23 protein-coding genes and 1 riboswitch are annotated in these 24,439 nt (G+C 41.5%); of the genes, 21 read left to right on the forward strand and 2 right to left on the reverse strand.

All coding sequences use genetic code 11. The annotated features are described in order from the left end of the window. Positions 1-5: 5 nt before the first annotated feature. Positions 6-713, reverse strand: a complete 708-nt coding sequence (locus G457_RS0105825) for a DsbA family oxidoreductase (RefSeq protein WP_026945631.1) — start codon at positions 711-713, stop codon at positions 6-8. Positions 714-931: 218 nt separating this feature from the next. Here G457_RS0105825 and G457_RS0105835 point away from each other — a divergent pair, with 218 nt between their 5' ends. From G457_RS0105835 to G457_RS0105900, 12 genes are all read left to right on the forward strand, one after another. Next, positions 932-2,188 carry an aminotransferase class V-fold PLP-dependent enzyme gene (locus G457_RS0105835; RefSeq protein WP_026945632.1) on the forward strand — a complete coding sequence of 419 codons (1,257 nt, stop codon included), beginning with the start codon at positions 932-934 and terminating at the stop codon, positions 2,186-2,188. 373 nt (positions 2,189-2,561) lie between these two features. Next, on the forward strand, positions 2,562-3,245 hold the full coding sequence (locus G457_RS0105850; RefSeq protein ID WP_026945634.1) for an N-acetyltransferase: 684 nt from the start codon (positions 2,562-2,564) through the stop codon (positions 3,243-3,245). Positions 3,246-3,258: 13 nt separating this feature from the next. Next, a complete protein-coding gene (locus tag G457_RS0105855) occupies positions 3,259-4,455 on the forward strand; it encodes an argininosuccinate synthase (RefSeq protein WP_026945635.1) in 1,197 nt (398 codons plus the stop codon). Continuing rightward, on the forward strand, positions 4,448-5,410 hold the full coding sequence (gene argC, locus G457_RS0105860) for an N-acetyl-gamma-glutamyl-phosphate reductase (protein WP_035483313.1): 963 nt from the start codon (positions 4,448-4,450) through the stop codon (positions 5,408-5,410). Before G457_RS0105855 ends, argC begins: the two co-directional genes overlap by 8 nt. A 58-nt stretch (positions 5,411-5,468) precedes the next feature. Then, the gene (locus G457_RS0105865; protein ID WP_026945637.1) at positions 5,469-6,602 is read left to right on the forward strand and encodes an aspartate aminotransferase family protein; all 1,134 of its coding nucleotides are present in this window, start codon (positions 5,469-5,471) and stop codon (positions 6,600-6,602) included. Positions 6,603-6,613: 11 nt separating this feature from the next. Then, the gene (locus tag G457_RS0105870) at positions 6,614-7,558 is read left to right on the forward strand and encodes a Rossmann-fold NAD(P)-binding domain-containing protein (RefSeq protein ID WP_026945638.1); all 945 of its coding nucleotides are present in this window, start codon (positions 6,614-6,616) and stop codon (positions 7,556-7,558) included. A gap of 19 nt (positions 7,559-7,577) precedes the next feature. Further along, positions 7,578-8,378, forward strand: a complete 801-nt coding sequence (gene argB / locus G457_RS0105875) for an acetylglutamate kinase (RefSeq protein WP_026945639.1) — start codon at positions 7,578-7,580, stop codon at positions 8,376-8,378. A gap of 6 nt (positions 8,379-8,384) precedes the next feature. After that, the gene (locus G457_RS0105880; RefSeq protein WP_026945640.1) at positions 8,385-9,458 is read left to right on the forward strand and encodes a M20 family metallo-hydrolase; all 1,074 of its coding nucleotides are present in this window, start codon (positions 8,385-8,387) and stop codon (positions 9,456-9,458) included. A gap of 8 nt (positions 9,459-9,466) precedes the next feature. Then, on the forward strand, positions 9,467-10,807 hold the full coding sequence (argH, locus tag G457_RS0105885; RefSeq protein WP_026945641.1) for an argininosuccinate lyase: 1,341 nt from the start codon (positions 9,467-9,469) through the stop codon (positions 10,805-10,807). Positions 10,808-10,850: 43 nt separating this feature from the next. Continuing rightward, positions 10,851-12,386 (forward strand): SulP family inorganic anion transporter, encoded by a 1,536-nt coding sequence (locus G457_RS0105890; RefSeq protein ID WP_026945642.1) that lies wholly within the window; start codon positions 10,851-10,853, stop codon positions 12,384-12,386. A 142-nt stretch (positions 12,387-12,528) separates the two neighbouring features. Next, a riboswitch (SAM riboswitch) is annotated at positions 12,529-12,639 on the forward strand. Between the two features lie 133 nt (positions 12,640-12,772). Next, positions 12,773-14,077 (forward strand): O-acetylhomoserine aminocarboxypropyltransferase/cysteine synthase family protein, encoded by a 1,305-nt coding sequence (locus G457_RS0105895; RefSeq protein ID WP_026945643.1) that lies wholly within the window; start codon positions 12,773-12,775, stop codon positions 14,075-14,077. Between the two features lies 1 nt (position 14,078). Beyond that, positions 14,079-15,131 (forward strand): homoserine O-acetyltransferase family protein, encoded by a 1,053-nt coding sequence (locus G457_RS0105900; protein WP_026945644.1) that lies wholly within the window; start codon positions 14,079-14,081, stop codon positions 15,129-15,131. 1 nt (position 15,132) lies between these two features. Here the strand turns inward: G457_RS0105900 and G457_RS0105905 are convergent, their stop codons facing one another. Further along, positions 15,133-15,573 carry a DUF2147 domain-containing protein gene (locus G457_RS0105905; protein ID WP_026945645.1) on the reverse strand — a complete coding sequence of 147 codons (441 nt, stop codon included), beginning with the start codon at positions 15,571-15,573 and terminating at the stop codon, positions 15,133-15,135. Between the two features lie 107 nt (positions 15,574-15,680). On the opposite strand from G457_RS0105905, the gene pdeM reads away from it, so the two are divergent. From pdeM to G457_RS0105950, 9 genes are all read left to right on the forward strand, one after another. Further along, positions 15,681-16,325 (forward strand): ligase-associated DNA damage response endonuclease PdeM, encoded by a 645-nt coding sequence (gene pdeM / locus G457_RS0105910; RefSeq protein ID WP_026945646.1) that lies wholly within the window; start codon positions 15,681-15,683, stop codon positions 16,323-16,325. A gap of 54 nt (positions 16,326-16,379) precedes the next feature. Further along, positions 16,380-17,270, forward strand: coding sequence for a cell division protein FtsX (locus tag G457_RS0105915; protein ID WP_026945647.1), 891 nt, complete (start codon positions 16,380-16,382; stop codon positions 17,268-17,270). A gap of 1 nt (position 17,271) precedes the next feature. Continuing rightward, on the forward strand, positions 17,272-17,490 hold the full coding sequence (locus G457_RS0105920; protein ID WP_026945648.1) for a DUF3098 domain-containing protein: 219 nt from the start codon (positions 17,272-17,274) through the stop codon (positions 17,488-17,490). 10 nt (positions 17,491-17,500) lie between these two features. Next, entirely contained in the window at positions 17,501-18,187 is a 687-nt protein-coding gene (truB, locus tag G457_RS0105925; RefSeq protein ID WP_035483316.1) for a tRNA pseudouridine(55) synthase TruB, read from the forward strand. Then, positions 18,174-19,097, forward strand: coding sequence for a bifunctional riboflavin kinase/FAD synthetase (locus G457_RS0105930; protein ID WP_026945650.1), 924 nt, complete (start codon positions 18,174-18,176; stop codon positions 19,095-19,097). Before truB ends, G457_RS0105930 begins: the two co-directional genes overlap by 14 nt. 10 nt (positions 19,098-19,107) lie before the next feature. Further along, entirely contained in the window at positions 19,108-19,803 is a 696-nt protein-coding gene (locus tag G457_RS0105935; RefSeq protein WP_026945651.1) for a CoA transferase subunit A, read from the forward strand. A 26-nt stretch (positions 19,804-19,829) separates the two neighbouring features. Further along, the gene (locus tag G457_RS0105940) at positions 19,830-20,486 is read left to right on the forward strand and encodes a 3-oxoacid CoA-transferase subunit B (protein ID WP_026945652.1); all 657 of its coding nucleotides are present in this window, start codon (positions 19,830-19,832) and stop codon (positions 20,484-20,486) included. 292 nt (positions 20,487-20,778) lie between these two features. Then, entirely contained in the window at positions 20,779-21,120 is a 342-nt protein-coding gene (gene gldC / locus G457_RS0105945; RefSeq protein ID WP_026945653.1) for a gliding motility protein GldC, read from the forward strand. 293 nt (positions 21,121-21,413) lie between these two features. After that, positions 21,414-24,416, forward strand: a complete 3,003-nt coding sequence (locus tag G457_RS0105950) for a TonB-dependent receptor (protein WP_026945654.1) — start codon at positions 21,414-21,416, stop codon at positions 24,414-24,416. Positions 24,417-24,439: the final 23 nt, after the last annotated feature.

The following is a 24,439-nucleotide window of genomic DNA, read 5'->3' on the forward strand; positions in this document are numbered from 1 at the left end:
TCTATTTAGCAATTCCCGTCTACATCACAGCTTTCTCCATTCTCAGCGGACTTTACCTCGAAAATAGAGTTATTTTTTGCGAATTCGGACCATGCTTTTTCTATGGTTTCCTCAAATACTTCGTCAGGCTGTGCTCCGGAAATCCCGAATTTTCGATCTAAAACGAAAAAAGGAACTCCTCTAACACCTATTAATCGGGATTCATAAATATCCTGATCCACAGCATCATCAAATTGATTGGACGCTAGCATTGATTTGATTTCGGATTCCTTCAACCCGATTTCTGCTCCAAGCTTTATCAGCGTATTCAGATCATCCACATTTTCTCCATCACTGAAATAGGCTTTTAGTAAGCGTTCCTTCATTTCTCCGCCTTTCCCTTGCTGTTTTGCAAAATGAATCAGCCGGTGAGCGTTTTTGGTATTGGCCACCTTTGCCTTCTCAAAGTCAAATTCCAAGCCCTGCTCTTTAGCCATTTCCACCACATTTGAGGTGATTTCTCTGGTTTGATCCATGGACCATCCCTTTGACTGTGCCAAATGCTCTAAAGTATTTATCGATGGATTGGTTTTCTCTTCTGGATTTAGCTGAAAGCTCTTCCATTCGATTTCGACCTGATCTTTCAAGGGAAATTTATCCAGTGCTTTTTCGAGTTTTCGCTTGCCGATGTAGCAAAAAGGACAAACTACATCCGACCAAATTTCAATTTTCATAGACTTTTGATTTACTTATGGGAGAAATGATCAAATCCTTAAAAGAGTTCACTGAATTTTGAAAACTAAAGAATGTCCATCCTGTGCAATGGAAATTGATGCCAAGGCAGCTATTTGCCCTATTTGCAAATTTGAGTTCCCGAAACGTTCCCCTTGGATCACTTGGGTGGCCATTTTGCTTTTGATCGTGTGGATTTTAACCTATATCCTTTGATGCTATGAAGAAAAGAACATTTATCAAAGCTCTTGCAAGCCTAGGTTTGGGAACTTTCGCAGGACCTCTGAAAAGTCAGGCAGAAGCTCATTATTTATCAGGTATTGACTTTGACTCGGATGATATTTGGGATCAAATCCGAAAAGGCTACAAACTCAAGCCAGATTATATCAATTTGGAAAATGGATACTATTGTTTTTTACCCCAAGAAACACTCGAGAAATACATCGAACATATCCGTGAAGTGAATTATCAAGGTTCTTATTACATGCGGACGGTACAATGGGATAATAAGGCCAATTCAGCAGCCAAACTAGCCGAATTGGTTGGAGCAGATCCAGAGGAAATAGCCATCACTCGGAATACCACCGAATCATTAGATCTTATTATTGCAGGGTATCCGTGGAACAGAGGAGATGAGGCTATCATGTCAAATCAGGATTATGGGAGTATGCTGACTATGTTTGAACTAGCCCATCGAAGACATGGAGTCCATCTCAAAAAGATAGATATTCCGATGCATCCAGAATCAGATGAGGAGATCGTAGCGGTCTATGAGAATGCCATTACCAGCAAGACAAGGCTGATTATGGTTCCCCACATTGTCAATATCACGGGTCATATTCTGCCTGTACGGAAAATATGTGATATGGCCCATCGTCATGGAGTGGAAGTGATGGTAGATGGAGCACATGCGGTGGGGCATTTCACTTTCAAAATGAAAGATTTGGATTGTGACTATTATGGATCAAGTCTTCACAAGTGGCTGAGTGTACCGCTTGGTGCTGGATTATTGTTTGTCAAAAAGGGGAAAGCAGATCAAATTCGTCCACTACTCGCACCTTATCAATTAGACCGACCTGGTATTTATAATCTCAACCATACAGGGACACATCCAGTGGCTACCGACCTTGCAGTAATAAATGCCATTGAATTTCATGAAAAAATCGGTGCAAAGCGGAAAGAAGACCGCCTACGGTTTATTCAGCGCTATTGGTCAGATCAGGTCAGAGAAATTGAAGGAATCAACGTCAATACACCCATCGAGCCTTTTCGATCCTGTGCCATAGCCAATGTTGGTTTGGAAAAAGTAAAACCCGGAGATTTGGCCAAACGCTTGATGGATGAATTTAAAATCTTCACCGTTGCAATCGATGGAAATGGTGTTCATGGCTGCAGAATCACTCCAAACATCTACACCACTACAGATGAATTGGATCAATTTGTCAAAGCTTTGAAAAAAATGAGTAAAAAGACTTGATATAGCTCAAAATAAAATTCGGTTTATTTTACGAATCCTAATTTTTTGAACTGTTTGGTTAAATTCTTTTCAGCGAAAAGCCTGAAATGATTAATTTTTGTGAATTTATTTTGGAATATCTTTTTCATCGTTACAATTTTACACGCTCAAATGAATTCCTTCAATAACATATTGATATCCGAGGCCAACGCGACTGCTTTTGTTGTGGTAGGATGTCCTGCTGTTAATTTTTCTCCAGTTAGGAGGCGAAGGTACTTTTTTAGGGTTTGACCCTGCCATATTTTCAATTTCCCTACGCGGGAGATTTCCTTTTGTCCTTTCCTTTCCTGATTTATTTATTTCTGCAACGCAGTAATTCATTTCTCCACCTATTATGGAAGAAATCACCTTTAAAATATTAGTGGCTGATGCCAGTCACAAATCATTTGCTCAGCAAATCACCGATGAGATGGCCAACTCGGCTAAAGCTCGGGGCACGGGTATTGCCAAACGTAGTATCGAATACGTCCAAACCAAAATAGAAGAGGGAAAGGCCATCATCGCATTGACAGGAGATGGTCGCTGGGCAGGCTTTTGCTATATTGAGGCTTGGGGACATGGGAAATATGTGGCCAATTCCGGTTTGATCGTTTCCCCAGAATTCCGAAAGTACGGCTTGGCTAGAAAAATCAAGCAGGAAATATTCAAGCTTAGCCGGCTTAAATATCCGGATTCGAAAATATTTGGCTTAACCACCGGGCCTGCTGTGATGAAAATCAACTCTGAACTGGGATACATTCCTGTTTCTTACGCAGATCTTACGGACGATAATGAATTCTGGAAAGGCTGTCAGAGCTGTGTCAATTATGAAATTTTGATGTCCAAATCAAGGCAAAACTGCCTCTGTACGGCGATGCTTTACGATCCCAATGCTCCCAAAAACAAATTGGCAGAAATGGCCCTTCGTAAAGATTTCAATAAACGTATCAATTTGTTTGATCGCTGGGTTCGATTGAAAAAGTTCGTGTTTCTTAAACTTGGCAAATCAGCCAAATCCTTTCTCAGTTTATTTATTTAAAATTCAAGAATAGATGCAAAAAATTGTTTTAGCCTATAGTGGCGGCCTCGATACCACCTTTTGTGCACTCCATTTATCCAAAGATTTGGGTTATGAGGTACATGCTGTTTTGGTCAATACAGGCGGCTTTTCCGAAGAAGAATTAAAGTCCATCGAATCCCGAGCAAAAAGTCTCGGAATCGCATCTTTTACCATCTTGGATGTGGTAGATACTTACTATTTGCAGGTTTTGAAATACCTGACTTTTGGTAACGTCTTGAAAAATGGGACTTATCCCCTATCCGTATCTGCCGAACGAATCCTGCAGGCAAAATCACTGGCTGACTATGCCAAATCCATCGGAGCAAAAGCGGTAGCTCATGGCTCAACCGGTGCGGGAAATGATCAGGTCCGATTTGATATGATCTTTCAGACCATTATCCCGGATATTGAAATCATCACCCCAATTCGCGACTTAAAGCTTTCCAGACAGGAAGAAATCGAATATCTTAAAAAGCATGGGGTGGAAATGAATTTCGAAAAGGCCGCATATTCCATAAATAAAGGTATCTGGGGTACTTCCGTGGGTGGAAAAGAAACACTTTCTTCCTTGGGATATTTACCCGAAGAAGCTTGGCCAACTCAGATCACTGAGAAAGAGGCTAAAGAAGTGAAATTGACCTTTGTTCAAGGAGAATTGAAAGGTATTGATAATGAGGTTTTTGATAATCCGGTAGAAGCCATTCAGAAGCTTCAGGAGATCGCCGGCCCGTTTGGAATCGGTCGGGATATTCACGTCGGAGATACGATCATCGGAATCAAAGGACGAGTGGGTTTTGAGGCCGCAGCACCGATCATCATCATCAAAGCACATCAATTGCTAGAAAAGCATACCCTTACCAAGTGGCAGCTATTCTGGAAAAACCAACAAGCTGAATTCTACGGAAATCACCTGCATGAAGGACATTACCTAGATCCAGTGATGCGAAATCTAGAAGCTTTCCTACAATCCACTCAGGAGTATGTATCAGGTGATGTCTTCGTGAGACTTGATGTTAAGCACTTTACCCTTTTGGGAATTGCTTCAGCGCATGATTTGATGGCATCGAAATTTGGAAGCTATGGCGAAATGAACAAGGGATACACGGCCGAAGATGTCAAGGGCTTTACTCGAATTTTAGGAAATCAAACAGCCATTTTCCATCAGGTCAACCAACAAGAAAATGATTAAAACAGCTATCATTGGTGCGGCAGGCTACACAGGAGGTGAATTAATCCGTCTTTTGGTACATCACCCAAACTGTGAACTGGTCTATATCCATTCCAACAGTCAAGTAGGAAAGCATATAAGCGAGGTGCATCCGGACTTGATCGGAGATTGTGACTTGTATTTTACTGATCAGGTAGAAACTTCCGGTCTAGATGCAGTTTTCTTAGGCTTGCCTCACGGACAAACACGTTCTTTTTTAGATCAGCATTCTTTTGATCTCAAAACAGTCATCATTGACCTTTCCACGGATTTCAGGGATGAATCAGATGGATTTATTTATGGGCTTCCTGAAGTCAATAGGGAGAAGATCAAAAACGCTAAAAGAATTGCCAATCCCGGTTGCTTTGCGACAGGGATTCAATTGGCGCTTTTGCCGGCTGTATTAAATGGCTTAGTGAAGGGTTCCATTCATATCAATGGAATTACCGGGAGTACTGGTGCAGGAAAGAAACTGGCCGATACCTCCCATTTCAGCTACAGATTAAGCAATATTTCGGTTTACAAACTCTTCACACATCAACACCTGAAAGAGATCAAGCAAACCTTCATTCAAACAAATGCTGATTTCGATTCAGATTTGCTGTTTGTTCCCTATCGCGGCAATTTTGCCCGGGGAATATGGATTACTGCTTATTTTCCTTTTGAGGGTAGTTTGGAAGAAGCAAAAGCCTTGTATAAGGAATTTTACAAAAATGCTGCTTTCACCCATGTCGCAGACCATGACATTGACCTAAAGCAAGTGGTCAATACCAATAAATGTCTGGTTTATTTACAAAAAGAGGCCGGACAATTGGTGATATATTCAGCAATCGACAACCTCCTGAAAGGTGCCTCAGGACAAGCCGTTCAAAACTATAATCTAGCTTTTGGTCTGGATGAAAAAACTGGGTTGAATCTTAAGTCAATTGCATTTTAACTTCTTGAATCGAATTTCAAAAACCGATCTAATCACCCTTTAAAATTTTGAAATAAAAATGAAGCTATTTGATGTATATCCCTTGATTCCCATCACTATTCAGAAGGCGGAAGGGTGTAAACTTTGGGATGATCAAAGTCGGGAATACTTGGATCTGTACGGTGGTCATGCGGTGATTTCAATTGGGCATACGCATCCGCATTTTGTCAAGCGAATCAAAGATCAGCTTGATTCTATTGCATTTTACTCCAACTCGGTTCAGATCCCCATACAGAAAGAATACGCAAATAAACTGGGAGAGCTTTCCTGTTTGCATAATTATCAGCTTTTCCTTTGTAACTCCGGAGCTGAGGCAAATGAAAACGCCATCAAAATGGCATCATTTGCAACTGGAAAACCTGGTTTCATTGCCTTTTCGGGAGCATTTCATGGAAGGACATCAGGTGCAGTTGCCTTGACAGATAATCCAAAAATTATTGCCCCATCTAATGCCCGTTCAGATTTCCATATCCTGCCCTTCGGAGATTTGGAAGAAGCAGAGAAAACACTAGCGCATGAACAAATAGCCGGAGTCATTATCGAAGGAATTCAAGGTGTAGGAGGCATTCAGGTGCCGGATGCAGACTTTCTTTTGGGTCTAGAAAGACTTTGTAAAAAATACGGTGCTAAGCTTATTTTGGATGAAGTACAATCAGGCTTTAGTCGGACGGGAAGATTTTTTGCACATCAATGGGTAGATGGCTTGATGCCCGATTTGATTACCATGGCCAAAGGGATGGGCAATGGTTTTCCAATTGGAGGACTTTTGATTTCTCCTGATTTTGAAGCTAGTTATGGCCTTTTGGGTACCACTTTTGGAGGTAATCACTTGGCTTGCGCAGCTGGATTAGCCGTTTTGGAAGTGCTTGAAAAAGAGAAGCTTCAAGAGCGTGCAAATGAACTTGGGGAACGCCTTATTTCAGAGCTTCGAACTATTCCACAAATCCAGGAAGTACGGGGAAAAGGGCTTATGATCGGGATAGATCTTGACCGAGAAGCGGGACCAGTTCGTTCGGAATTAGTAAACAAATACCAAATATTCACAGGTTCTGCCGCAAAAAAACAGACGATTCGACTGCTTCCTCCCTTGTCTGTTGAGTGGAATCAATTAAATTCGTTTATCACAGCAATTCGAGAAATTTTGGCCAAATAGGCCTTCAGACTATGAAGAATTTTACTCAATTTGAGTCTTTAGCGCTTGGACAAGAACTCATAGACCTTGCAAAATCCTATAAAAATGATCCCAGAAAGGATATCAGCAAAGGGATAGGCAAGCGTGTAGGCTGCATTTTTCTAAACCCATCTCTCCGTACTCGGGTCAGTACCCAAATAGCTGCTCAAAATCTCGGTATGGAGGCAATTGTCTTGAATATGGACAAGGAAGGTTGGGCATTGGAAATGAAAGATGGCGAAGTGATGAATAAAGGCACCGTCGAGCACATTAAGGATGCTGCCGGTGTGTTGGGTACCTATTTTGATGTTTTGGCCATCAGGGCTTTCCCTACTCTAACCCAAAAAAATGAGGACACTGAGGACTTTGTATTGAATCAATTTATCCGTCATTCCGGTATTCCAATCGTTAGCTTGGAATCAGCAATCCGCCATCCTCTTCAGAGTCTGGCAGATATGATTACCATGAAGGAAAATACCCCATCCAGTAAAAGACCAAAAGTTGTTTTGACCTGGGCTCCCCATATCAAAGCTATACCCCATGCGGTTGCCAATAGCTTTTCCGAATGGGCTTTGGGAATGGAGTACGACTTGACGATTACCCATCCAGAGGGCTATGAGTTGGATGAGAAATTTACAAAAGGAGCCACTTTAGAATATGATCAAAGCAAGGCACTTCAAGACGCTGATTTTGTGTATGTTAAAAACTGGTCATCTTTTAATGATTACGGAAAAATCCACTCTACAGATCTCAGTTGGATGCTGACTGAAGCGCACCTCAGCAAAGCACCTGATGCGAAAGTAATGCATTGCTTGCCAGTGCGAAGGAACTTAGAATTATCAGACGAAATATTGGATAGTGATCGATCGCTAGTTCAGCGGCAGGCCGAAAACAGAATCTATGCAGCACAGGCTGTTTTAAGCAAAATCATTGGATGATTTTTAAATTATAGAAACCATGAAAATCTCAGTGATCAAAATCGGGGGAAATGTCATTGACCACCCTGAAAAACTGGAAGAATTTTTGGACCAATTTGCCAAATTCCCTGGTAAAAAAATCCTCGTTCACGGAGGTGGTGTGATGGCTTCTAAATTTGGTGAGTCGCTTGGAGTCATGCCGGAAATGGTCGATGGACGTAGAATCACCGACCAAGATACATTGGACATTGTGACCATGGTCTACGCCGGGCTAATCAATAAAAATATTGTCGCAAAGCTTCAAGCTCGAGGTGTTAACTCGATGGGGATGACAGGGGCTGACGGGAATGCAATCCAGTCTGAAAAACGACCTGTCAAAAAAATAGACTATGGCTTCGTAGGAGACATCAAGGAAGTGAATTCACGCTTGCTTTCATACTTGCTTCAGGAAGATATCGTACCCGTTTTCTGTGCTATTACATATGATAAAACGGGACAATTATTAAATACCAACGCAGACAGCATTGCTTCTGCCATCGCTACAAATTTGGCTAAAAAGCATGAAGTCAACCTGTATTATTGCTTCAACAAAAGCGGGGTCTTGGTCGATGAGCAAAATGAAAATTCAATCATACCGCTCATCAATGAGGATATTTACGCTGAACTTAGGAAAGAGAATGTCATCCATTCAGGTATGATTCCCAAACTTGACAATGCTTTTGAAGCGCTACAGAAAGGTGTTAACCATGTCTGGATAGGAAAGGCTGAAAATCTTATCCTTTCTACCAAAGGAAAGCTCTCTGGGACTATAATTGAAAAACATCGCTACGATTTATACTAAGAGTTTATGAAGTACAATGAAGAGATTGTTTCCGACTGCATTGATCTGTTGAAGGAGCTAATTGCTACCCCTTCCATTTCCAAACAGGAAGAAGAAACGGCAACTATTTTGAGCCGATTTTTAATTCAAAATGGAGCAGATATCAACCGTTTTGGAAATAATATCGTGGTGTATCAGAAAAATTATGATCCCCAAAAACCCGATATTTGGCTGAATTCTCATCATGATACCGTTTATCCAAACAATGGATATACCAGAAAACCATTTTCTCCAGATATAGAAGACGGAAAACTTTTTGGTCTTGGTTCAAATGATGCAGGCGGCTGTTTGGTAAGCTTATTAGCAACCTTTCTTCACCTTTGGAAAGAAGAACTACCGTTCAATTTGGTCTTTATAGCCTCTGCAGAAGAGGAGATTTCTGGCAAAAAGGGAATGGAAATGCTGGTCAAAAAACTAAAACCAGCCGATCTTGCTATAGTCGGCGAACCTACCCAGATGAAAATGGCTTTGGCTGAAAAGGGATTGGTCGTGATAGATGCAGAAGTAACCGGTAAACCAGGCCATGCTGCCCGAGACGAAGGGGTTAATGCCATTTATCTCGCGATGGAAGATATTCTGAAAATCAGGGATTTTAAATTTAAAAGGCAATCTCACTACCTAGGAGAAACTAAAGTTTCTGCCACAATTATTTCCGCAGGAAAACAACATAATGTCGTCCCCGATAAGTGTACCTATACTCTCGATGTGAGGGTGACTGACGCTTACACTTTGGAGGAAGCCATAGAGGAGCTTCAAATGGGATTGCATGCCAAACTCACACCCAGATCACTTCGATTGAATAGCACACGTCCTTTGGACGGTCATCCGATTATGAAAGCTGCAATTAAATGTGGTATAGAAACTTTTGGAAGTCCTACCCTTTCGGATCAAGCACTTATCCCCTTCCCATCTATCAAAATCGGACCCGGTGATTCTGCAAGATCTCACTCTGCAGATGAGTTCATTTATATCGAGGAGATAGAAAAAGGAGTGTTAGGCTACTTACTTCTTTTAGAAAAATACGTACAGCTTATAAAATAAACAGCAAAATGAAGATTTGGCAGAAAGCCAGTGGCAATAAAAAGGAAGTAGAAGAATTCACGATAGGAAGAGATCCGGAATTTGATTTGATTTTGGCTCCTTTTGATGTGCTGGGATCCATGGCTCACGCCAAAATGCTTTTCAAAATCGGCTTGCTTACAGAAGAAGAAAACAAGCAGTTGCAAGAAGGTCTGAAAACGATCTATTTGGAGATTGAGCAAGGCAAATTTTCCATAGATCCGGGAATCGAAGATGTTCATTCTCAGGTGGAGTTTCTATTGACTCAGCGACTTGGTGATGTTGGAAAAAAGCTTCATTCTGGCCGAAGCCGAAATGACCAGGTTCTCGTTGATTTGAAGCTGTATTACCGAGCTGCAATCCGTGAATTGGTTGAATCAATTGAGGAGTTGGGCGAACTTCTAGCCCATCTTTCGGAGAAACATCAGGAAGACCTAATGCCGGGTTACACTCATACCCAATTGGCCATGCCTTCAAGCTTTGGGCTTTGGTTTTCCTCTGTTTTGGAGGGGCTGAGTGAAGACCTAGCACTTTTAAAAGCAGCTTTTGATTTATCTGATAAAAATCCATTGGGATCAGCGGCTGGATATGGTTCAAGCTTTCCTTTAGACAGAACTTACACTACACGATTATTGGGCTTCTCAGACTTACATCACAATGTGATTAACGCACAAAATAGCCGTGGAAAGACGGAAAGAACTCTTTCTTTTGCCCTGGCGGGAATTGCAGCCACACTGAATCGTCTTGCAGATGATGTTTGTCTGTTTATGAATCAACATTTCGGGTTTATAAGTTTTCCGGATGAACTCACCACTGGTTCGAGTATCATGCCTCACAAGAAAAATCCAGATGTATTTGAACTGATTCGTGCCAAAACCAATCAAATTCAATCCATTCCTCAGACTATTTCGATGATTTTGACTAATTCCACGACAGGCTATCATCGTGATTTACAACTTTTGAAAGAGGAAATTTTCCCCGGACTTGAGAGTCTTAAAATCTGCGTAGAAATGTCCACTTTCATGCTTAAAGATATTCAAATCAAAAAGGATGTCCTGAATGACAAGTTTTATCAGCATGTATTCTCCGTGGAGGTTGTCAATGATTTAGTATTAAGTGGAATGCCATTTAGAGATGCCTATAAAAAGGTCGGTTTGGATATAGAATCCGGTAATTTCGCTCCTGACCAAAGCACTGTTTCCCATACCCACGAGGGAAGCATTGGCAATCTATGCTTACCCGCGATTGAAACCAAATTCAATACTGCCTTAGATTCCTTTGATTTTACCGCAATTGACACTGCCTTTAGAGAACTTTTGAGCCCAAGTTGATCGTCTATTTGATATAATTAACTTTTCAACCCACACGGCTCATATGGCTCAGACCATCACCAAAAACATCATAAAGTATGACTTGAAGGCCTCGCTTGTGGTCTTTTTGGTGGCATTGCCTTTATGTTTGGGAATTGCAGTGGCAAGTGGTGCTCCGCCCTTGGCAGGTTTGATTGCCGGAATAATCGGGGGAGTAATAATCGGTGTTCTTTCAGGTTCCCATGTCAGTGTCAGTGGACCTGCTGCAGGTCTTACCGTTATTGTTCTGGATTCCATTGCCAGCTTAGGTAGTTTCGATCTTTTTCTTGGTACTGTCGTGATTGCAGGACTTATTCAGATTATTCTCGGTTTTGCAAAGGCTGGGGTTTTGGGCTATTATTTCCCGCATTCTGTGATAAAAGGGATGCTCACTGCCATCGGCCTCATCCTGATCATTAAGCAAATACCGCATGGACTCGGCTGGGATAAGGAAACAATGGGGCTAGCACAATTGGAAAGTAGCAGTTCCTTTTCGGAAATATGGTTTGCCTTTCAAAATTTTAGCATTGGAGCAATCCCAATCACTCTTATTTCACTACTTATCCTATACTTTTTCGATAGACCCAAAATAAAAGCTCATAAGTTGATAGGTGTAATTCCTGGCGCACTTTGGGTGGTAGTTTTGGGAGTTTTAATTAATAAATTTTACCAGATCTTTCTTCCCGATTGGACTCAAAGCGGTAAACTTTTGGTGAATATTCCGATTGCCAGAAACTTAGCCGAAATGGCGAGCTTATTAACTTTTCCTGATTTTTCAGCCATCAACACCTCCAATTTCTGGATTATCGCCGTGACAATAGCTGTGATTGCCAGCATTGAAACGCTCTTGAGTATCGAAGCCGGAGATAAGATGGATCCGGAAAAACGAATTACTCCTACCTCACGAGAGCTTGTAGCACAGGGAATTGGAAATTCTATTTCGGGATTAATTGGAGGGCTCCCCGTTACTGCTGTGATTGTTCGGACATCTGCCAATATTGGAGCCGGTGCTAAAACCAAACTATCAGCAATTTTTCATGGAGTCCTGATATTCATTTTGGTATTAACTATACCAGAAATATTGAATCAAATTCCTCTAAGCTGTCTTGCTGCCATCCTTATTATGGTCGGCTACAAATTGGCAAAGCCTTCTGTATTTATCGATGAGTACCTTAAAGGAAGAAGTCAGTTTATACCATTTATTGTCACAGTCATCTCTATTTTGTTGACAAATCTGTTAGTGGGAATCGGTATAGGTTTGGTGGTTGGGTTTTTCTTCATCATTCAGGCTAACTATCATAAAAGGGTCACCCTGTTGGAAGATAAAGGAGTTTATGTACTCAAGCTTCAGAAACAAGTGTCCTATTTAAACAAAGCTCCACTGATGAAAGCCTTAGAGTCTATTCCGGATGGAAGTGAGGTCTTAATTAATGCTACCAAAGCCAATTTTATTGATAAGGATATCGAAGAAATCCTGAATGATTTCATCAGCTCTGCTGCTCAAAAATCAATTGATATAAAAACCAAAGGTTTCAAATACAACCTGAAGGAATTTCATTAAATAGTTAAGCCACTTTATTTCCTGAAGAAATCAAGTAATGAACTATCACTTTTAAAAATTCAGCATTAAATTATCCGAAACGCTTTGAAATCTTAAAACTCAGCGTTTACTTTGTTGTATCCTTGTACTTTTTTAGTGTGAGGATTTATAAAGAAGAGGCGAGAGACAGGCTCATTGACCCTCTGGCAACCTTCCAAAGTGGAAAGGTGCCAATTCCTGCCGACTGAGGTATTCTCATTCGGAAATATAAATTCTTCGCAAATGATTACGCACAACACCTTACCTCCCATTTCATCACTTTATTTTGAAATCGCTTCCCGCGAACAGGATTGCTATTAGCAATGCTGAATAATTTGTAAACCTTAACCCTTTAAACCCTATAAATTATGTCTGCTAATTATCATTTTGAAACCCTTCAGTTACATGCTGGTCAAGAACCTGACCCAACTACCAATTCAAGGGCTGTACCAATTTATCAAACCACCTCCTACACCTTCAATTCCGCTGAACACGGTGCCAATCTTTTTGGGTTGAAAGAATTTGGGAATATCTATACCCGAATCATGAATCCGACGAACGATGTCTTCGAAAAGCGGGTAGCAGCACTTGAAGGCGGAGTAGCTGCTTTGGCTACATCCTCTGGTCAAGCAGCTCAGTTTTTGGCTTTAAATAACATTCTTCAAGCAGGGGACAATTTTGTGTCCACATCTTACCTCTACGGTGGCACTTACAATCAATTTAAAGTTGCTTTTAAGCGTATTGGTATCGAAGCTCGATTTGCCAAAGGAAATGCTCCTGAAAATTTCGAGGCATTGATCGATGAAAAAACAAAAGCGATTTATCTGGAGACTATTGGTAATCCGGAATTTAACATTCCAGATTTTGAAGCCATTGCCCAGGTGGCAAAGAAGCATGATATTCCTTTGATTGTTGACAACACCTTCGGAGCTGGTGGCTTTCTATGCAGGCCACTCGACCATGGAGCAAATATCGTCACCGCTTCAGCTACCAAGTGGATTGGCGGACATGGCACGTCAGTCGGTGGTGTCATAGTGGATGGTGGTAATTTCAATTGGGGTAACGGTAAGTTTCCGCAATTTTCTGAGCCTTCGGAGGGGTATCACGGACTCAATTTCTGGGAAGTGTTTGGTGAAGGAAATCCACTTGGCTTACCCAATATAGCTTTTGCTATTCGCGCTAGAGTTGAAGGTCTTCGGGATTTTGGTCCTTCGCAGAGCCCATTCAATTCTTTCTTGCTCTTGCAAGGACTGGAAACTTTGTCTTTGCGTGTCGAGCGAACTACTCAAAATGCCCTTGCAATGGCAGAATGGCTTGAAAATCATCCCAAGGTGAAGAAAGTGAATTACCCTGGCCTGAAGTCTTCCCCTTATCATGACCTGGCGAAAAAATACTTGAGAAATGGATTTGGTGGAGTACTGAGTTTCGAAGTAGCAGGTGATAAAGAAAAGGCCACTAAAGTCATCGATTCCTTGCAATTGATCTCTCACCTAGCCAACGTGGGCGATGCTAAAACGCTCATTATTCAACCATCAGCTACTACGCATCAGCAGCTCAGCGATGAAGAGCAACTAGCTGCAGGAGTAACGCCAAGCTTGTTGAGATTATCTGTTGGTTTTGAACACATTGAAGATTTGAAAGCAGATTTGCAGCAGGCTTTTGACCAAGTATAAAATGACTGAAAAGTTGACAATACCTTCTATTGAGATGCGTACGGAATCCTTTATATCCCAGACTCCATTTGAATTGGAGTCTGGGAAAGTTCTCCCTGAGCTCGAATTGACATTCACCACCTATGGGAGTCTGAATGCCGAGCAAAACAATGTAGTTTGGGTTGTTCATGCCTTGACTGGAGATTCCAAAGTAGGCGAATGGTGGAATGGTTTGGTGGGAGAAGATCAATTTTACGATCCGGCAAACCACTTCATTATCTGTGTCAACTTACCGGGTTCCTGCTATGGCTCAACCAATCCTCTTTCCGTCAACTCAATGACAGGAGATGTCTACTTTTATGATTTTCCCACGCTGACTACACGAGATATGGCTCGAGCCTTAGATTTGGTCAGAGAAGGTTTAGGAATTTGTACGATCCATACGCTCTTAGGTGGCTCACTTGGTGGTCAGGTTGCATTGGAATGGGCCTATTTGCTAGGAGAGACCTTGAAAAACCTAGTCATTCTCGCTTCCACTGCAAAATCCTCTCCATGGGTGGTAGGATTCAATGAAACGCAGCGAATGGCTATTGAATCAGATTGTACCTGGGGAGAGAAATCTCCTGAGGCAGGAAAAAAAGGCTTGGAAACTGCCAGAGCGATTGCGATGCTTAGCTATCGACATCCGGCAGATTTTGAGCGGAAACAGCAGAGTCCTGAGGGAACTGTTGATGGCTTTCGAGCTGCCACTTATTTAAGGTATCAAGGTCAAAAACTAGGAAATAGATTTACCGCGCTCTCCTATTGGGTGCTGAGCAAAGCAATGGATAGTCATGATTTGGGTAGAGGAAGGGAAAGCCTGGAAAAAGCATTAGAAAAAATAAAAGCCCGCACGCTGGCAGTTGGCGTTGATTCAGATTTGCTTTTTTTACCTGAAGAATCACAATTTATCGCCAATCACATTCCTAAAGGTAGCTATCGCGAAATCAAATCCACGGCAGGACATGATGCTTTTCTAATCGAATTTGAGCAGCTGCAATATATTTTACGCTCCTTTTACCTGAATGCTGATTGACTTAGGGCTTCTCAGCTCGGGTCCATTCTACCGTACGCCCGATCCATGAAAAGCCCATAAAGCCGGTCACTTCCAATACATCCTTTGAGAGTAATTTGAGTTCACAAGAATAGGTGTTGCCGGACTTGGGATCGTAAATTTTACCTCCTTTCCAAATACCATTCTTGTAAGTCAAGCCATCCAGTATCGTAAGCCCCATGAGTGGACGCTGCTTTAGCTTATCATTATCATTTTGCACATCCATGGCCGGAACACCATTTTTTCCAGGTTCGAGTAGCCAAGAGATTTTCCCCATAAACTTATCTCCGCTTTTCGAAATGATCACTTTGGCAGTGTTTTCAGTATTGTACCAAGTTCCAAGAATATCATTTTCACTTTGAGACCAAACTTGTGAAGAAAAGAAGACTAAAATAAGAATTGAAGCAAATTGACGGACTTTCATAAAATTGAACAGATCGTTATTAAAAATCATTTTAGCTTTGACAGCTAAGTAAAAATAACCATTTCCACGAATTTTAGGTGGTTGGAGGTAAAAGGAATTCGTAATCGATGCAAATAATACATAACCATTGTGTTTTAGAGCTTTTGAAGGAACGTGCTATTTGGTGGGAGCAAAAGCGAATTTTATTTATTTCGGATCTCCACTATGGCAAAGCAGCGCATTTCAGAAAGTCCGGGATTCCAATACCTGAACCCATTCACGAGAAAGATCTTCTGAGATTGAATCAGCTTTTTTCAAAGTATTTTCCTCAAGAGGTTTATTTCTTAGGCGATCTCTTTCATAGCGATTGGAATTTGAGTTGGGATGAATTGATGAATTTCTTGAGAGGATATCCTTACATCAATTTTCACCTTGTGAAAGGAAATCATGATGTGTTGCCAAGTTTTCGCTATGAAAACTCACCTATTCAATTGGATCATCAACCCGTTTTCATCGATTCCCTAGTTCTATCGCATGAGCCTTTAGAATCTATAGAAGATGGATTTTTGAATCTCTGCGGGCACATTCATCCAGGTGTAAGACTTAGAGGAATGGGGCGTCAATCCCTTCGTGTACCTTGTTTTTACAAAATTGAAAATCAATTAATCCTCCCGGCATTTGGAGAATTTACCGGTCTTGCCCTCATGCAAAGTCAAAGTGGCACCGAAATCTATGGAGTAACTCCCAGCAAGGTAATTCCTATCCTTTCTTAAAATGATTGGCAAAATCCTTGGGGATGTTTAGCTTTGATCAGAAATTCATCGTAGATGGCAACTTACCCTAGGAAAAAGAAGAGACTCGGACAGTTTAAATTTGGAAGTGTGCTGTTCAGTACCACGCTTTCTTTATTTATAGTCGGTCTTTTTGGAGTGATCTTGATTCAGTCCAAAGGTCTGACCAGCATGATTCGCGAGAACATCGAAATGCAGGTTTTCTTAGATAAAAATTTGAGTGAAACCGAACTGGAAGCGCTGGAAACCAACCTAAAAAATCGCCCTTTTGTGCTTAGAAAGGCTGATTCTGTGGTCTTTCGCTTCATTTCAGATGAAGAGGCTGCCCAGACTTTCATAGAAAGCACTGGAGAGGATTTCACTCAATTCCTGGAAGACAATCCCTTGAGAGACAGTTTCGTTTTCACCTTGGCAGAAGAGTTTCAGACTTCCGAACAGATCGAACAAATCAGTCAAGAAATCCAGTCTGCACCGGGAGTTTTCGAAGTTTCCTACATGACTGATTTGGTCGATTCGATCAACAAGAATCTATTGAAAATCAGTCTGGTAATGGGAGGTTTCATTCTCATATTGGTGATCACGGTAGTCATGTTGATTAATAATACCATCCGACTAGCACTCTTCTCGCAGCGATTCTTGATTCGATCCATGCAATTGGTTGGTGCGACTCGGGGCTTTATCCGAAAGCCTTTCCTCATCCGAGCATGGGTATTCGGTATGATTGCCGGATTGGTAGCATCTTTGATACTATTTGGATTGATCTCCTACACACGAACAGCGATAGAGGGTTTTGCCCTTCTCCAAAATGAAGAGCTTCTCTTGATCCTTTTTGGAGTCTTGATCGTTTCAGGAGGTATTCTTTCCTTTTTCAGCACCCTTCGTGCTGTCAATAAATACTTAAACATGTCTTTGGACGAATTGTACTAATATGAGCAAAGCAGCTTTTCCCTTTTCCAGAAAAAACTACAAATTGATGTTTATCGGCATCGGTCTAATTATTTTGGGTTTTGTACTGATTGGGCTTGATCCCGAACCGCATGGAAATGGGGTTTTAGGATTGACCATCGGACCTATTGTAACCCTCGCCGGATTCATTTTTGAGATCTACGCAATTCTGGCCAAGACTGAATCCAACAAAGCCAGCTAATCAAAAAATCATGCAAGAAGCACCTTATGGTGAAGTTTTTTTGGTGGACAAACCTCTGGAATGGACCTCTTTTGACGCTGTCAAAAAAATCAGGAATGCCCTCAAAATCAAAAAAGTAGGCCATGCGGGGACATTAGATCCATTGGCTACTGGGCTTTTGATTATTTGTGCTGGGAAAATGACCAAGCAAATCGAAAGCTTCATGGGGCAGGAAAAGGAGTACACCGGAACTTTTGTTTTGGGAAAAACCACAGAATCATTCGATCTCGAAAAGCCCATCGAAGAGGTAAAAGATCCCTCAAACATTAGCCAAGAAGAACTTCTTGAAGCGGTGAAAAAACTCACAGGAAGTATAGAGCAAATTCCTCCTATGCATTCGGCTATAAAAGTAGATGGAAAACGAGTCTATGAAGCTGCAAGAGCCGGAAAAACAGTTGAAATCAAAGCTAGAACGGTGGAAGTTCGGGAGTTTGAGATTACCCGATTTGACAATCCTGAGGTAGATTTTCGAATCTCCTGCTCCAAGGGCACCTATATCCGAAGTCTAGCTAGAGACCTTGGCCAGCTCCTAGGTGTCGGGGCTTATCTAAAAAATCTCAGGAGAACCCGAATCGGAGACCACCGGATAGAAAATGCCGAAAATCTTTTGGAACTTGTAGCAAAAATCAAAGCCCGAAGAGAAAATGAAAATCTATGAGGGACTGAGCCAATTTGAAAATGTGCCTAATCCCGTAGTCACAAGCGGGACCTTCGATGGGGTGCATCTCGGTCATCAAAAAATTTTACAGCGAATCAGAGAAATCGCCAAATCCATCAAAGGGGAAACTATTTTACTTACTTTTTGGCCACATCCCAGGCTGGTACTTTATCCCAAAGAACACAATCTTCGATTGCTTTCCACTTTCGAAGAAAAGGCTAAGCTTCTGCGTCAGTTTGGAATAGATCACTTGATCAGCATTCCCTTCACCAAGGAATTTTCGCAGCTGACATCTCAGGAGTTTATTCAGAGCATTTTGGTAGATAAGATCAAGACCAAAAAACTGGTGATAGGCTATGACCACAGATTTGGCAAAAATCGAGAAGGTTCATTTGAATATCTTCAGCAACATTCAGGTGAATTCGGGTTTGATTTGGAAGAAATAAGCCGACAAGATGTGGATGAAATTGGCGTATCCAGCACCAAAATTCGGAATGCGCTCGAGTCTGGCGATATTATCACTGCCAATAATTTCCTCGGAAGACCTTATGAATTGAATGGCCTGGTAATCAAAGGACAGCAGATTGGCAGGTCTATTGGATTTCCCACAGCCAATGTTCATATTCCAAACAGTTACAAACTGATTCCAAAAGATGGCGTTTATGCAGTAGAAGCCTCTGTAAACGGAAGTTTGTATAAAGCCATGCTCAACATTGGCAATCGGCCCACCGTAGATGGAAGTAGTAAAAGTGTAGAAACACACCTCTTTGATTTTCAAGGTGATCTGTACGACAAGCAGATTACGATCTATCTGAGAGATTATTTACGGGAAGAGCAAAAATTCGAAAGTCTGGAAGCCTTAAAGTCACAGTTGATGATCGATCAGCAAAGAGCCAAAATGATACTATAAACCCAAAATCATGATAAATAAAACTGTAAAAGATGCGAATGAAGCTGTCAGGGATATTCCTAGCGGAGCTTTTTTGATGATGGGAGGATTTGGATTGAGCGGAATACCTGAAAACTGTATCGCTGCCCTACTCCAACGTGATATCAGAGACCTCACCATTGTATCCAATAATGCCGGAGTGGATGACTTCGGGATCGGTTTGCTTTTGCAAAAGCGCATGGTAAAAAAAATGATCTCCAGCTATGTAGGCGAAAATGCCGAGTTTGAGCGTCAGTTGCTCAGTGGAGAACTAGAGGTTGATCTGATCCCACAAGGAACGCTGGCAGAACGCGTCCGAGCCGGCGGCGCAGGAATCCCGGCATTCTTTACTCCTGCTGGAGTCGGAACCGAAGTAGCAGAAGGAAAAGAAATACGGGAGTTTGATGGAAAGCTTTATTTGATGGAGCGTTGGTTGCGTTCAGAATTTTCCTTGATAAAGGCTTGGAAAGGAGACACAGCTGGGAATTTGATTTTCAAAGGAACGGCCAGAAATTTTAACCCCATGATGGCTGCAGCTGGCAAAATTACGATTGCTGAAGTGGAAGAATTAGTACCTGCCGGTGAATTGGATCCGAATCAAATTCATACTCCTGGGATTTATGTTCAGCGGATTTTCGAAGGAAAAAACTACGAAAAACGTATCGAACAGCGAACTGTGAGGTCCTGATTTTCATAAACCCAAAGAACTGAAAAATGCTTACGAAACAACAAATAGCCCTAAGAATAGCCAAAGAGGTCAAAAATGGCCAATACATTAACCTAGGAATAGGTATTCCTACCTTGGTTGCCAATTATATTCCTGATGATTTGGAGATAGTGCTTCAGTCTGAAAATGGACTTTTGGGGATAGGCCCTTTCCCTACTGAAGAACAAATTGACCCAGATTTAATTAATGCGGGAAAACAAACCATCACTATGGTGAAGGGATCGGTACTTTTCAATTCGGCTGAGTCTTTTGCGATGATCCGAGGAGGACATGTGCATTTAACCATCCTAGGAGCTATGGAAGTCTCCGAGAATGGGGATATTGCCAACTGGAAGATCCCCGGGAAAATGGTAAAAGGAATGGGTGGAGCAATGGATTTAGTGGCTTCTGCCGAAAATATCATTGTCGCGATGCAACACTGTTCAAAAAGTGGTGAATCCAAACTTTTAAAGTCTTGCTCCCTACCAATTACAGGAATTCGCTGTGTGAAAAAGATCGTGACGGATTTGGCTGTTTTAGAAGTTGATCCTGAAGGAGGATTTATTTTGAAAGAGCGAGCTCCAGGAGTAAGCGTAGAAGAAATTAAGTCCAAAACCGAGGGAAAATTAATCCTAAATGGAGAAATTCCAGAAATGGAGTTTTAAAATGGAACCTGCAAAGGTCAAAGTCGGTTGTTGCCCAAAATTAGAGATATGAAATCGAGCATAGCAGGTTCTTCATACTCTGTTATGCTTCGAGATATCGGGGAGAACATGCGACCTGCCAACCGCAGGTAGGAATTCCATGTGGCAACTGATAATTAAATTAAAATCACATGAAATCGACACGATTAAAATCATCATTAAACACACAGGAAAATGCCCCGATATATCGGGGTTAATCGTCATCCCGAAGGCTTTCGGGACCTTCTGACCATTGAATAGCAAAAATAAACAGATGAAAAAATCAGAAATCAATTTTCAAGTCAATCTAGACGATCAAAACCTTCCTAAAGAAATTCTCTGGAGTGCTACAGATAAGGAGGATGAAGGTATGGAATCCACCAAAAGCATCAGTGTCAATGTTTGGGATAATCTAAATCAAAGTACCCTAAGAATTGACTTATGGACTGATGAAATGTCGGTAGTTGAAATGAAGAGATTTTATATCGATGTCATTGGAGGAATGGCACAGACTATACTTAACAGTACAGGTGATGAGTATATGTCAGAGGAGATGAAAGATCTCTGCGATAGACTTGTCAGGCATGTCAATGAAGAAAATGCCAAAAACAAGTGATGAAATTTAGAAAGTCTGAAATAAATCAGACTTTTTTTTGTGCCTATTGGAATTTAAGATTTTCTAATAAAAAACGACTCTTTTTTTCAAATCACTAATTTTCAATTCGATTAATTAACTGATTATTGAATTAGCTTACAAGTTTCCTGATCATCTAATATATTTTCCACTTTAGAGGCAAATGTTTTTCTTTTCAATTTGATTGAATATTCACTTTTTACTATAAATTTCGAGAAGAAAAGCAGCTATCACCCAAAGGCTGTAAGCTTTATTCACTAAATCCAAAATCGCCTATGAGCAATTTTACCAAAAATCTCGGTAGAAGCATGCTGACATGTTTCTTATTGGTTTCCCTAGGGGTAGGGTCAGTTTTTGCCCAGACGACCATCTCAGGAACGGTCATCGACGCAGATACAAAAGAAACCCTTGTAGGGGTAAACATTATCGTCAAAGGAAAAGTGATCGGTACGATCTCTGACCTGGATGGTAATTTTACACTAAACGTGAACCAAGAACCTCCTTTTACCCTCATATTTTCTATGGTTGGCTACAGTAGCCAAGAGGTAGAAATTACTGGAGGTATCAGTAATTTAGAAATTGAACTTGCTGAATCAACAGTGCTTGGTCAGGAAGTTGTAATCTCTGCCTCCAGGGTTGAGGAAAGCGTGATGAAGTCTCCTGTTTCGGTAGAAAAAATGGATATCATCGCAATTAGAGAAGCACCACAAGCTAGTTTCTACGATGCTTTGAATAATCTTAAAGGCGTGGAGATGAGTACCCAGTCTCTTACCTTTAAATCATTTAATACACGTGGTTTTAATGCAAACGGAAATACCCGTACCGTGCAAATGATCGATGGAATGGATAACCAAGCTCCAGGTCTAAACTTCTCTGTGGGGAATATAGTCGGTATTTCCGAATTGGATCTTGAAAGTGTCGAACTTCTACCAGGTGCATCATCAGCCCTTTACGGACCGAATGCTATAAATGGGATTCTGTTGATGAATTCAAAAAACCCATTCCAATACCAAGGCCTTTCTGCAAGTGTTCGTACTGGAATCATGGATGAAGGAAATCGTTCGAACCCCAGTACTGGCTTTTATGATTTCTCTGCTAGATACGCAAAAGCATTTAACGACAAGGTAGCTTTCAAAGTAAATGTGCAATATCTTAAAGCTGACGACTGGCAGGCAAATGACTTCAGAGATCAGTCTTTATTGAATGGTTTTGGAATCGCAAATGGTACTCGTGCTAATAACCCAGGTTATAATGGCGTAAACTCTTACGGAGACGAAACCAATGTCAATATGTTCTCAGTAGCCCAAGGAATGGTCGCTGCGGGGGTTCTGCCACAAGCTGCATTGGGAATAATTCCTACAGATGTCAATGTTTCACGTACTGGTTATTTAGAGCGTGAAGTAGCCGATTATGGGACTACTTCACTTAAGTTGAATGCAGCTTTGCACTGGAGATTAAATGACCGAGTAGAAGCTATTCTTCAAGGTAATTTTGGTGCTGGTACAACTGTCTATACAGGAGCTGATAGATATTCCATTGCCAACTTTACTTTGGGACAATATAAGGCAGAGCTTCGTGGATCTAACTGGTACTTGCGTGCTTACACCACTCAAGAACGTTCTGGAGATTCTTATGCAGTAGGTATTGCAGCTCAAGGTATCAATGAGGCTTGGAAGCCATCTACACTTTGGTTTCCGCAATACGTAGGAGCCTATGCACAGGCGATTCAAGGAGGACTTTCTCCAGAACAGGCTCATGGAGCAGCTAGAGCTTTTGCTGATCAGGGTAGATTTACGCCAGGATCTCCTGAGTTTAGACAAGCATTGGCTGATGTGACTTCTCGTCCTATACCTGGAAATGCATCTGGAGTTGGAGCACGATTCGTAGACAAGACCAACCTTTACCATGTGGAAGGGTCTTATAACCTTTCTGAGGACATCAAATTTGCTGAGTTTGTAATTGGTGGAAATTACCGAGTGTATCAGCTTAACTCTGAAGGAACCCTCTTCGCTTTGGATGAAAGTGGTAATGAATTTAACATCCGGGAATTTGGTGGATATGCGCAGGGATCAAAGAGCCTTTTTAATGATCGCTTTAAATTGACAGCTTCTGTGCGATATGATAAGAATGAAAACTTTGCAGGTCAGTGGTCCCCACGTGTCTCTGGAGTATATTCAGTAGGCAATCATAACTTTAGAGCATCTTACCAGACAGGATTCCGAATTCCTACTACTCAGGATCAATACATTGATCTCTTGACACCGCAAGCAAGACTATTAGGTGGTCTTCCACTATTTAGAGATAGATATAATTTTAATAACAACCCAGTCTATGCATTGAGTACTGTTCAACAATTTGGTGCTGGAGTGGCTGCGGATGTGAGTAATCCAGCTATTATCAATGCTGCAATTCAGCAAGCAACACAGATAGTCTTGCAGCAGGTTGCAGCTGGTCAGATTCCAAATGATCCTGCAGCTATAGCCGCTGCAGTTCAGGCTTTAACTCCTCAATTGGTACCTGTATTGGCAGCACAAAATAATCTTGGTGACCTTCAGCCATTCCAGTTGACTGAATTCCAGCCAGAGAGAGTAAAATCTTTCGAAGTAGGCTATAAAGGTCTTTTTGGAAATCGACTTTTGGTTGATACCTATGCATACTTCAATAGATTCGAAAACTTCATCGGAGGCCAAGTATTGGTACAGGATGGTGATGCAACTTCTGGATCTCAAGGTCCAAACCCACTTACCGGTTTGAATCTAATCGGAGTAGGTCCAGGTGGTAGAAATGTATTCTCTATTCCTACAAACAGATCCGAGATCATCAATTCTTGGGGATGGGCATTGGGACTTGACTACAAACTTCCTAAAGGCTATAGCCTAGGCGGTAACGTGTCTTACAATACCCTTTCAAATCTTGAAGAACTTGCGGAGACTGGTTTCCAGCCTTCATTCAATACTCCTGAGTATCGATATGTATTAAACTTTGCAAATAGAGAAGTGATCGATAATCTAGGCTTTGCTTTGGCTTACAGATGGCAAGGAGAATTCGTATGGCAGTCTTCTTTCGTAGGACCTGCAGTTTCTTCTCAGCAGCTTTCAGTGATGCCGGCGTTTGGTACTTTCGATGCACAGATCAGCTATAAGTTGAAAAGCTTGAAGTCAATCTTGAAAGTGGGTGGATCCAACCTATTCAGCAATGGCTATCGCCAAGCTTGGGGTAACCCAACAGTTGGAACCATGTACTTCGTAAGCTTGACTTTCGATGAGTTCTTGAATTAATAACCAAACAACCACCAACCAAA

This window comes from Algoriphagus marincola DSM 16067, assembly GCF_000429405.1.
Taxonomy (GTDB): Bacteria; Bacteroidota; Bacteroidia; order Cytophagales; family Cyclobacteriaceae; genus Algoriphagus; species Algoriphagus marincola.